Source organism: Novosphingobium sp. UBA6272 (assembly GCF_002440635.1).
In the GTDB taxonomy this organism is placed as follows: Bacteria; Pseudomonadota; Alphaproteobacteria; order Sphingomonadales; family Sphingomonadaceae; genus Novosphingobium.
Genome location: NZ_DJUW01000025.1, coordinates 17,267 through 25,945, shown reverse-complemented (window position 1 = coordinate 25,945; position 8,679 = coordinate 17,267). Strand labels below are relative to the sequence as shown.

Here is an 8,679-nt window from a genome sequence, read left to right as displayed (position 1 = left end):
CCTAAGTGGTTTGATCCTTCCCCTTTTTCGCGTCAGCGCAATTGGGAAAGATCGATTGATCAGAATTCGCTCAGCGCGCGGCGGACGGCGCTGGCGACTTGCCGGCCTGAGCGCTGCAGCGCCTGCGGCGCGCCGGTGCCGGGCGGGGCGGCGATGGTGATGTTGACCTTGACCTCGCGGCCCGCGCGGCCGGGGCCGGGTTCGATCCGCCCGGCGCTGGTCGGTACAAACAGTTCCGGGCCGCGTTCCCCCACAACATAACCGCGCCCGGGCGAAACCGGGCCGCCTGTGGCCCGGCCGGGAAGACCGAGTAGCTGGGTCAGCATGGTCGTGCCAAAGCTGACCAGCGCCCCAAGCGTTCCGCCTCCACCGCCAGACCCACTGCTCATACCCATCGAGGCGAACATGCTGTTGAGCGCCTGTCCGGCAATCTGGTCCATAACGTTGAGAGCGATCCGCCGCAGGTCCTCGAATCCGAGGCTGCCCTTGCGGATTGCCGAGAGCAGCCCGCGTTCGAGCACCGATCCGGCCCGTTCGAACCCGTCGAGCAGACCCGAATCGAAGGTGCTGCGCATCGCCGCAACATCGGCGGCAAAGCCCTGGGTATTGGCCCGCACGTCGATCAGCAGGCTTTCGACCGCGTCGGTCATTGTTCACGCTCCATCAGGCGGTTGAGGTCGATGCGGGTCAGGGCTTCGCCGGCCGCTTCGCCGGGCCGCAGGATAGCGGCCAGTTCGGCCGGGGTTGCGGCCCAGAATTCACCCGGGCGCCAGCCGAGCAGCTGCGCGGCATGGCCCGACAGGCGCAGCGCGCCGGGGCCGAACAGTTCGCTCATGGTTCGGGCGAAGCGACCCGGCCCTGCAGGATCTGCCCCAGCAGCACGCGCAGCGGCTTGCTCGCTTCGGCCAGACCAAGGGCTATCACCGCCTCACCCATGGCATCGCGGCTCAGGCTCTCGCGGTCGGCCAGGCAATGCCAGAACAGCGCGATCATTTCGGCCAGCCGAAGCTGCCCCGCCCCAGCGCGCTCGACGAGCGCGAAGAGTGGGCCCAGTTCTTCTTCGGCCGCGACCAGCGCGGCGAAACTGGGGCGGAGCAGACGCGGCGAACCGGCGAGGGGGAGGCTCGCTTCGCCGCGGAACGGATTGGCAGGCTGGTTCATGCGCTGGCCACCGCGCCCGAGCTTTCGAGCTGCAAGGTGTAATTGCGCTCGCCGTTGAAATCGCCCGAATAGTCGAGCTTCTGGACCAGGAAGCGGCCACGCAGCTTCTCACCGCCTTCGAAGCTCAGTTCGTAATCGTCGAGCGTGCCGTTCATTGCGTTGGCGCGGACCTGGGCTTCGGCAGCGCTGCCGAGGAAGATTCCGGCGGCGCTGACCGAGACCGAGCGGACCCCGGCGCCCGACAGCATTTCTCGCCAGCCGCCGCTTTCCTTGGTGGTGATCACCACTGGATCGCCAGCGATCGACATCTGGGTGGTGCGCAGCCCGGCGACGGTTTGGTAGACCGCCGGGGTCGCGCCATTCGAAATCTTGAGCAGGAAGGCACTGCCTTTCTGGGCGGGCATGGGAAACTCCTATCTGTTCCGGCAAAGGCCGGAACGCTGGTGCTTCCCCTCCCGCAAGCGGGAAGGGAGAAAGCAGGAGCCGGCTGCGTTGCAGCGGCTAATCGGCGAGCAATCTGAACCGGTATTCCAGCAGCACCGCGCGGGTGTTGCTGGCGCGCTGTTCGGCGCGGGCGCGGAGGAACTGGGCGGTCACGACCTGAAAGCCCGGCTGCGCGGCGGGAAGCGAGCTAATCCTTGCCTCGATCGCCGCGACAAGGGACGCGGCACTGTCAGGCTTGTCGCCGCGACAATGCAGCTCGAGCGCAAGGCGTACCTCGCGGCCCGGCCGGTCCTTGACGCTCCAGTCGGCGCTGGCCGAGGCGGCGATCGCCAGCCACGGCAGGGCAGTGCGTTGCGGCACTTCCTCGACCACGGCATTGAGCTGGGCGGACAGGCCGGGATCGGCCCGAAGCCAGGCGATCACGGCGCTGCGCAGGGCAATTTCCATCGCGTCAGTCTCTCAGGTTGGTGGGCGTAAACAGCGGCCAGACCAGCCGCGCATCGCGCCAGGCCTTCGCGGAATCGCGGCGGACCAGCGCGGCGGCTTCGCCGAGGCGGCGGGCCTTGTCGGCCAGCCGCGCGGCCAGTGCGTCGAAGGCGGACAGGCTCATGCCAGCCGCAGCCGCCGCCACGGCCGCCACAGCGCCGCGACTGCGGCCGGGGGCAAGGCGGCCGCACTTTCATCCTCGCGCTGGCGATACTGGAATGCGGCGAGCCGGAGCAGGCCGTGGCGCAGGCCTTCGGGCAGCATGGACCATTGCGTGGCCAGCCCGGCGGAAAATCGCACCGCGATCCGCCCGGCCGCGCCGGGATTGCTGACCAGCACGCGTCCGCCGCCATCGGCGTCGAGTTCGATCGCGTAATTGGCGACCGGCAGGGCGAAGCGCGCGCCCTCGGCCGGAATCCCCTCGATCGCGGTGATCGCCTGGACCGGGCGCGTGGCCAGCGCTTGCCAGCTGCTCGACACCGGCAGCACTTCCTCGCAGTCCTGCTGCAGGGGCATGGCGCCGGTGAAATCCTCGCAACTGTCGAGCGCGGCGCGCAGCAGCATGGTCAGCTGCGCGTCGTCGGCAGGGGTGGTGATGCCGAGCCAGTCCTTCAGCTCGGATAGCGCCGCGGGCGCAAGCGCCGCAGGCGTGACGATAGCCCGCTTCATGGCGGTCTCCGGATAGTTTCAGGATGACGAAGATCCGGGGCCGGAACTGGCCCGGCCCCGGCAGGCTTCAGAGCGAGACCTTGAGCAGCTTGATCGCGTCGCTGTCGAGCACCTGGCCGCCCACGCGCTTGGTCGCGTAGAAGTTGACATAGGGCTTGTTGGTGAACGGATCGCGCAGGATCGTGGTCGCCTTGCGCTCGGCGATCAGATAGCCGTTGCGGAAGTTGCCGAAGGCAATCGGGAAGGCATTGGCGGCAACATCGGGCATGTCTTCGGCCTCGATCACCGGATAGCCGAGCAGGCGGGCCGGCGCGCCGTCCATGATCCCGGGCTGCCACAGGAACGAGCCATCAGCCGCCTTGAACTTGCGGATCGTCGAAAGCGTCTTGGAATTCATCACGAAGACCGCGCCCTGGCGGTGCGCCGCCTTCAACGAATGGACCATGTCGATCAGCTTCAGTTCCGGCGTGGTATCGAAAGCGCTGGCGTTGCCGGTGACCGAGAATTGCAGCGTACCGAACGGGCGGGCGGCATCGGCGGCATTGCTGGTCGGCGCGCCGAGGAAGCCCTTGGGCTGGTTGGTGCCGGTGCCATTGATAAAGGCGGCCCCTTCGGCCTTGGCGAATTCGGTCGCGATCTCACCAGCCAGCCATTCCTCGAGGTCGAAGGCGGCATCGTCGAGCATGGCCTGGCTCGCCGAGGGGTTGGCATAAAGCTCGCCCATCGGCGGGACGATTTCGTTGAACTTGCCGGTGGTCGTTTCCGGCCGGGCGGCAGTCTCGCTGACCCAGCCCGAGGCGGTGCCGGCCGAGGTGACCAGCTTGCGGTAGCCGCTGGTGCCGACCTGGACGACCTGAGCGATCGCGCGGATCGGGCTGATCGCCTTCAGCTGGGCCGAGATGAGCGCGTCGATCTCGCGCGGGACGGCATAGCCGCCATCGGCGAGGACGCCGCTGGTGAGCGATTTCAGTTCGCTCTCGCGGCCCTGGCGAAGGTAGCCGTCGACAAAGCCCTTGAGTTCCGGGCTGGCGGCGGAGCTGCCGCCCAGCGCCGGGCGCGCGGCGGCACGGCTGACCTTTTCCAGCCGCGACTTCACTTCATCGACATCGCCGCGCAGCGCCGAAAGCGCCTGCTCGGCGGCATCCTGCCGGGCAATCAGATCGAACGAGGCGTCAAGCGGTTCGGTGGGTATTTCATTGTCCATGGATTGGCCTTTCGGTTGATCCCCCTCCCGCTGGCGGGAGGGGTTAGGGGAGGGGGTGTTGGGTGGGCGGAGAGGTGACAGGCCCTCCCCCGGCCCCTCCCGCAGGCGGGAGGGGAGGCTTTAGAAACCGGCCGCGTGGCAGCGGTCATTTGATCAGATGAACCCTTGCGCCGTGCTGCATCGGGTGGGTGACCAGGCTGACCTCGAACAGGTCGATGTCGGTCAGGTCGCGGCCGGCTGCGTGCCGGGTGAACTGGCGCGCGCGGTAGCCGAACGAGAGGCCGGTGACCGCACCGCGTTTCAGCGCCGCCGCAGCCCCGCCGGCCGGATTGTCGATCGTCGCGATCACCCGCAGACCGCGGCCATCCTCGGCCACGGTTTCGACCCAGCCGATCCGCTGGTCGGGATGGTGCTGCCAGAACAGCGGCAGCGGCTCGCGGCGTTCGGCCAGGGTGCGGGCGAAAGCGCCGGGCTGGACCAGATCGCGCCCCGCGTCGCGCTTGCCGAACAGGGCGGCGTAGCCGGCAAAGCGCAGCGCGCTTGTGCTGCCCCGGACTTGATCCGGGGTCATCGCAGCAGCCCTGTGGCGCCGGTGCGGTAGACGATGCCGAGCAGCAGCAGCGCCAGCGCCCCGCGCACCACCCAGGTCACCGCCGCCTTCCACGCGCTCGACTTGGCATCGCGCCAGGCCTGGAGCAGCTGGCGCAGCTCGGACAGGTCGGAATGGGCCGAGGGATCATCGAGCCCCATCCGGCTGAGCACGCGTTCGGCGCCGAGCTCGCTGGCCTCCTCGATGATCGCGCGCAGCGTCACCAGTTCGGCGCCCTGATCCTCGGCCTGGGCGACCAGGCGGGCGACCATCTCGTCGCGGTTCATGGTTTGTTCCATCCATCAGCAGGCGCCAGGCCGAGCATGGCGCGCTTCTCGGCATCGCCGAGGAACGTGGCGGCGCCGACCTGCGCCCAGAGCCGCTCGCGGTCTTCGGCCAAGGCCGGGATCCGGTCGAGGTCGACACCGAGGTGCTGGCCGGGAAACCAGGTCTCCAGCCCTTCGGACAAGGCGGACAGCAGCTTGTTTGCCAAGGGCAGCAGGGTCAGCCGCCACAGCGCGCGGTTGGCTTCGCGATAATTGGCATAGGTCGCGTCGCCGGGCAGGCCGAGCAGCATCGGCGGCACGCCAAAAGCCAGCGCGATATCGCGTGCGGCAGCGGCCTTCAGTTCGGCAAAGTCCATGTCGGCGGGCGACAGGCTGAGCGACTGCCACTTGAGCCCGCCTTCGAGCAGCATCGGCCGCCCGGCATTGGCATGGCCGGCATAGGCTGCGCTCAGCTCCTGCTTGAGCCGCTCGAACTGGTCGGCGGAAAGCCCCGCGCCGTCGCCGGGATCATAGACTAGCGCGCCGCTCGGCCGGGCGGCGTTTTCCAGCAGCTGGCGGTTCCACGCGGCGGCGGCGTTGTGCGTCAGCACCGCTTCCTCGGCGGCGGCGAGGCAGCCGGCGCCATAGTGATCGTCGCCGGGGTGGAAGAAGCGGATATGGATCAGGTTGGGGCTGGCATGCTCGTCCAGCACCGGAATGGTCAGGGCCTGTTCGCCGACCTTGTAGGCATAGCCGCTGGGCCAGCCATCCGGCCCGGGAAGCACGCTGACCCGCTCGGGCCGCAGCGCGAACAGCTCGGCTGGCCGGCCCAGCCCGTCCTTGATCACCTGGACATAGGCATTGCCGTGGAGCAGCAGCTGGCTGGCCAGCGTCTCCAGCAGCGATTGGCCGGCACTGGTCGCCTGGACCAATGCGGCGAGCGCCGGATCGACCGACCCCAGCGGCGCCCCGCCGATCCCCTCGGCGACCAGCCGGACCGAGCGCTGGACCACCGGGTTTTCGGCATAGCCGCGCTTGACCGCCCGGGCATAGTCAAACGGCGCCCGCGCGCTGCCCTCGGCATAGAGCCAGGGTGAAATGAAGCTGCGCCTCAAAGGCACGCGTTCGGAACCCCCGCCCTTGAAGGCGGCGGCCAGGGTTGTGAGGAAGGACATGGGGGGCCTTTCGGTTTTGTCCCGGAAAGTTGACCGGGACGAAGTTTGACGGCAGATCAGCCAGCATCCAAGCTTATGAAGAACAAACGCAAATCCTTTCGGATCGGACCGCTCCCTGCCGCACTGATCAACCGTGCACTCGACACTGAACTTGAAGTCGCCGATGTATGGGTCAGTAAAGCGTGCCACCAGCATATCGCTGATGATCATCCCGATGATTATCCGCTGATCATGGCGAACTTGATCGATATTCTGCGTTCACCAACCTATGCAGGGCAGGACGCTCGGCATGGCGGGGCGTTCTATTTGGTCAAGCGTGTGGAACCGGGCGTTCAAAACCGGGATTTCGCGCTCGTCGTCATTGCGCTCGAAGTAAGCCAGCACGGCACATACAATGTCCGAACGGCCTATACGATCAAGCAGCAGGATGTTGATTCGCGTCGGTTGAATGGGGCGCTGAAAGTGTTGTTTTAAAGAGAAAGGGGGAGCCCGAAAGCTCCCCCAATCGATCAATGCGAGCGCGTTGCCAACCGCGATCTCTCGGCTCGAGGCCTCTACTCCAGTTGCCCGAAGTGTGTGGGGTGGCGGTTCCCACCTCTGCGCATCGACAAAGGCTATGTAGTTTAGTCCGTCTAAACTTTCAACTAACATCGCTGAGTCTGCGTTTCCTCAATCTATCCCAGCGAGACCCGCGGCACCCGCTTTTTGCCCAGAACCAGCTCCGTCAGCCCCCAGACCAGCGCATCCGCGCGGTCCGGCGACCGTCCCGGCCCCTCATACCCGCCGCCCGCCAGCAGCCCGCAGAGCTGGTCTTCCAGCTGCGGGAACTGGCCGGCGTGGCGGACGCGGCCGGCTTCGTAGAGGGCGGCGACCGGTTCGGCGCGGGCGACCTTGCCTTTGCTGGCGTGAACCAGCCTGAGCGGCAGCGCCAGGTCGGCGGCGCGCAGCACGCTCGCGACCATCGCCCCGCCCTGATTGGCTTCGGCGACCACCCGGTCGGCCTGCCAGGCCTGGGCGGCGCGGGCGACGGCGCGGGCCCATTTTTCGGGGCTGGCCTTTTCGACCGAGCAATCGGCCAGGACCCGGGCAATCCCGTCCTCGCCCAAGGCACAGACCACGATCCCGCAAGCGTCCCCGGCGCTTGAGGCCGGCGGATCGACCGCGACCACGGTGCGCACCGGCAGGCTGGTGGGCACCGCCTCGCGCACCTGCTCCAGCAAGGCGCGGGTCCACAGCGCGCCGGTAAGGTCGACGATCAGTTCGCCGTCCAACTCCTGGCGGCCGAGCAGCGACTTGCCATACTGGGTCCTGACCGAACGAACGAAGCCGGGCGCAAGATTGGCCTTGTTGGCGTAAGTTGAACCGTGGGTGATCGAAACTTCCTGGTTATCGAGCAGGCGGCGCAGCAACGGCACGGCGCGCGGGGTGGTGGTGGCAATCAGCCGCGGCCGGGCGCCAAGGCGCAAGCCCAGCTGAAGGTTGTCCCACGCCGCTTCCGCGCGGCCCCCGGCCAGGTCCCATTTGGCAATTTCGTCACACCATGCGTGGCTGTGTTGCGGTCCCCGCAAACTCTCCGGCTCTCCGGCTGAAAACAGCGTGGCCTGCGCACCGCCGGGCCAGGTCAACAGGCGGCGCGACGGCTCGAACCTCGGCCGCTTGCCCCGTGGCGCGACCGCGAGCAGGCCGCTTTGCCCTTCGACCATGACGCTGCGAGCCTCGCCCAGGGATGCGGCAACCAAGGCAATCCGTGCGGTGGGATCCTTCTCAGCAATTGCGCGGATCCATTCCGCCCCAGCCCGGGTCTTGCCAAAACCGCGCCCGGCCATGATCAGCCAGCCCTGCCATTCGCCATTTGGGGGCAACTGGCCCTCGTGGGCCCAAAGCTGCCAATAGGTCCGCAACGCCCGCCGCTGGCGATCAGACATTCTGGCCAGCAGCGCCTGCCGCTCGGCAGGGGGCAAATTTTGCAGGTAAGCGGCGCGATCAGGCTTGGTCGATTTCGTCGGCATCGACCGGCCCTTCAAGCTGTGCGGTGTTGACGATCGAGCGTTCACGCATCTCGTCGATCATCGCGTCGATCGAATTGAGTACAGTCTGTTCGTCCTGATCGTCGATGGCGGCGCGTTCCTGCGCGATTGTGGCGCGGTGCGCCGCCAGCAGGCGGATTGCATTGGCGACATCGAACTTGCGATCAGGCTCCTGACTACGCAGAAACCCCAAAACCTCAAGCTCCAGATGCTGGTAACCCTCGTAAAGTGCGGCGAGCCAAGCCCTGGCAAAATCGGGGTCTTCGCGGCGCGCCTGGTAAGCACGACTGGGCGTAATTCTGGCATGATCAGCGCTGGCGGTGACATTGGATGTTTCGGCCAGCTTTTCCAGAAAGTAGTCGCGCCAGTAACGGCTGGCCGGGCCTTCCTCACTGACATACTGGATCGAGCGGCGTCGTTTGGGGCGTTTGGCCAGTTTGGCGACCGGTGTCTTGTCAGGGCGCGCAGCGCGGCCGGGCCCGGACGCCTTGGATAGCGCCATGATGGTTGTTCCATTGCTGGGGAAGGACAAACCCGCGCAAACCGCCGCCGGGGCGAATCGGTTTATCGCGATGTTCCGCATATGTGCCATATCAGCGTGACGATGTCAAGCACAAAGAACCAAATAGGTTATCTTACCTGCACCGGATCGCCACTT

General features: G+C 67.0%; 14 protein-coding genes. 1 reads left to right on the top strand and 13 read right to left on the bottom strand.

Features of this window, described 5'->3' with window-relative positions; translation table 11 throughout:
* Positions 1-59: 59 nt before the first annotated feature.
* The 11 genes from B2V17_RS11325 to B2V17_RS11275 all read right to left on the bottom strand — a co-directional run bounded on the left by B2V17_RS11325 (position 60) and on the right by B2V17_RS11275 (position 5,994).
* Entirely contained in the window at positions 60-650 is a 591-nt protein-coding gene (locus B2V17_RS11325) for a tail tape measure protein (RefSeq protein WP_292997711.1), read from the bottom strand.
* Positions 647-835, bottom strand: coding sequence for a phage tail assembly chaperone (locus tag B2V17_RS11320; protein WP_292997709.1), 189 nt, complete (start codon positions 833-835; stop codon positions 647-649). The genes B2V17_RS11325 and B2V17_RS11320 overlap by 4 nt, the downstream gene beginning before the upstream one ends.
* A complete protein-coding gene (locus B2V17_RS11315; protein ID WP_292997707.1) occupies positions 832-1,161 on the bottom strand; it encodes a gene transfer agent family protein in 330 nt (109 codons plus the stop codon). Before B2V17_RS11315 ends, B2V17_RS11320 begins: the two co-directional genes overlap by 4 nt.
* Entirely contained in the window at positions 1,158-1,565 is a 408-nt protein-coding gene (locus B2V17_RS11310) for a phage major tail protein, TP901-1 family (RefSeq protein WP_292997705.1), read from the bottom strand. The genes B2V17_RS11315 and B2V17_RS11310 overlap by 4 nt, the downstream gene beginning before the upstream one ends.
* 97 nt (positions 1,566-1,662) lie before the next feature.
* A complete protein-coding gene (locus B2V17_RS11305; RefSeq protein ID WP_292997703.1) occupies positions 1,663-2,052 on the bottom strand; it encodes a DUF3168 domain-containing protein in 390 nt (129 codons plus the stop codon).
* 4 nt (positions 2,053-2,056) lie between these two features.
* Positions 2,057-2,215 carry a hypothetical protein gene (locus tag B2V17_RS11300; RefSeq protein ID WP_292997701.1) on the bottom strand — a complete coding sequence of 53 codons (159 nt, stop codon included), beginning with the start codon at positions 2,213-2,215 and terminating at the stop codon, positions 2,057-2,059.
* The gene (locus tag B2V17_RS11295) at positions 2,212-2,760 is read right to left on the bottom strand and encodes a head-tail connector protein (protein WP_292997699.1); all 549 of its coding nucleotides are present in this window, start codon (positions 2,758-2,760) and stop codon (positions 2,212-2,214) included. The genes B2V17_RS11300 and B2V17_RS11295 overlap by 4 nt, the downstream gene beginning before the upstream one ends.
* 67 nt (positions 2,761-2,827) lie before the next feature.
* A complete protein-coding gene (locus B2V17_RS11290; protein ID WP_292997697.1) occupies positions 2,828-3,964 on the bottom strand; it encodes a phage major capsid protein in 1,137 nt (378 codons plus the stop codon).
* A gap of 145 nt (positions 3,965-4,109) precedes the next feature.
* Positions 4,110-4,535, bottom strand: a complete 426-nt coding sequence (locus B2V17_RS11285) for an HK97 family phage prohead protease (RefSeq protein ID WP_292997695.1) — start codon at positions 4,533-4,535, stop codon at positions 4,110-4,112.
* Positions 4,532-4,840 carry a DUF6127 family protein gene (locus B2V17_RS11280; RefSeq protein WP_292997693.1) on the bottom strand — a complete coding sequence of 103 codons (309 nt, stop codon included), beginning with the start codon at positions 4,838-4,840 and terminating at the stop codon, positions 4,532-4,534. The genes B2V17_RS11285 and B2V17_RS11280 overlap by 4 nt, the downstream gene beginning before the upstream one ends.
* A complete protein-coding gene (locus B2V17_RS11275) occupies positions 4,837-5,994 on the bottom strand; it encodes a phage portal protein (RefSeq protein ID WP_292997691.1) in 1,158 nt (385 codons plus the stop codon). The genes B2V17_RS11280 and B2V17_RS11275 overlap by 4 nt, the downstream gene beginning before the upstream one ends.
* A gap of 75 nt (positions 5,995-6,069) precedes the next feature.
* On the opposite strand from B2V17_RS11275, the gene B2V17_RS11270 reads away from it, so the two are divergent.
* The gene (locus B2V17_RS11270) at positions 6,070-6,468 is read left to right on the top strand and encodes a hypothetical protein (protein ID WP_292997689.1); all 399 of its coding nucleotides are present in this window, start codon (positions 6,070-6,072) and stop codon (positions 6,466-6,468) included.
* 200 nt (positions 6,469-6,668) lie between these two features.
* Here the strand turns inward: B2V17_RS11270 and B2V17_RS11265 are convergent, their stop codons facing one another.
* Complete coding sequence (locus B2V17_RS11265; RefSeq protein ID WP_292997687.1) at positions 6,669-7,919, bottom strand: DNA-packaging protein; 1,251 nt, start codon at positions 7,917-7,919, stop codon at positions 6,669-6,671.
* Between the two features lie 58 nt (positions 7,920-7,977).
* Complete coding sequence (locus tag B2V17_RS11260) at positions 7,978-8,523, bottom strand: hypothetical protein (protein WP_292997685.1); 546 nt, start codon at positions 8,521-8,523, stop codon at positions 7,978-7,980.
* Positions 8,524-8,679: the final 156 nt, after the last annotated feature.

Excerpts from the sequence above, each read along its gene's own strand:
- B2V17_RS11325 (WP_292997711.1), bottom strand. The coding sequence starts at position 650 with ATGACCGACGCGGTCGAAAGCCTGCTGATCGACGTGCGGGCCAATACC.
- B2V17_RS11320 (WP_292997709.1), bottom strand. The coding sequence starts at position 835 with ATGAGCGAACTGTTCGGCCCCGGCGCGCTGCGCCTGTCGGGCCATGCC.
- B2V17_RS11315 (WP_292997707.1), bottom strand. The coding sequence starts at position 1,161 with ATGAACCAGCCTGCCAATCCGTTCCGCGGCGAAGCGAGCCTCCCCCTC.
- B2V17_RS11310 (WP_292997705.1), bottom strand. The coding sequence starts at position 1,565 with ATGCCCGCCCAGAAAGGCAGTGCCTTCCTGCTCAAGATTTCGAATGGC.
- B2V17_RS11305 (WP_292997703.1), bottom strand. The coding sequence starts at position 2,052 with ATGGAAATTGCCCTGCGCAGCGCCGTGATCGCCTGGCTTCGGGCCGAT.
- B2V17_RS11300 (WP_292997701.1), bottom strand. The coding sequence starts at position 2,215 with ATGAGCCTGTCCGCCTTCGACGCACTGGCCGCGCGGCTGGCCGACAAG.
- B2V17_RS11295 (WP_292997699.1), bottom strand. The coding sequence starts at position 2,760 with ATGAAGCGGGCTATCGTCACGCCTGCGGCGCTTGCGCCCGCGGCGCTA.
- B2V17_RS11290 (WP_292997697.1), bottom strand. The coding sequence starts at position 3,964 with ATGGACAATGAAATACCCACCGAACCGCTTGACGCCTCGTTCGATCTG.
- B2V17_RS11285 (WP_292997695.1), bottom strand. The coding sequence starts at position 4,535 with ATGACCCCGGATCAAGTCCGGGGCAGCACAAGCGCGCTGCGCTTTGCC.
- B2V17_RS11280 (WP_292997693.1), bottom strand. The coding sequence starts at position 4,840 with ATGAACCGCGACGAGATGGTCGCCCGCCTGGTCGCCCAGGCCGAGGAT.
- B2V17_RS11275 (WP_292997691.1), bottom strand. The coding sequence starts at position 5,994 with ATGTCCTTCCTCACAACCCTGGCCGCCGCCTTCAAGGGCGGGGGTTCC.
- B2V17_RS11270 (WP_292997689.1), top strand. The coding sequence starts at position 6,070 with ATGAAGAACAAACGCAAATCCTTTCGGATCGGACCGCTCCCTGCCGCA.
- B2V17_RS11265 (WP_292997687.1), bottom strand. The coding sequence starts at position 7,919 with ATGTCTGATCGCCAGCGGCGGGCGTTGCGGACCTATTGGCAGCTTTGG.
- B2V17_RS11260 (WP_292997685.1), bottom strand. The coding sequence starts at position 8,523 with ATGGCGCTATCCAAGGCGTCCGGGCCCGGCCGCGCTGCGCGCCCTGAC.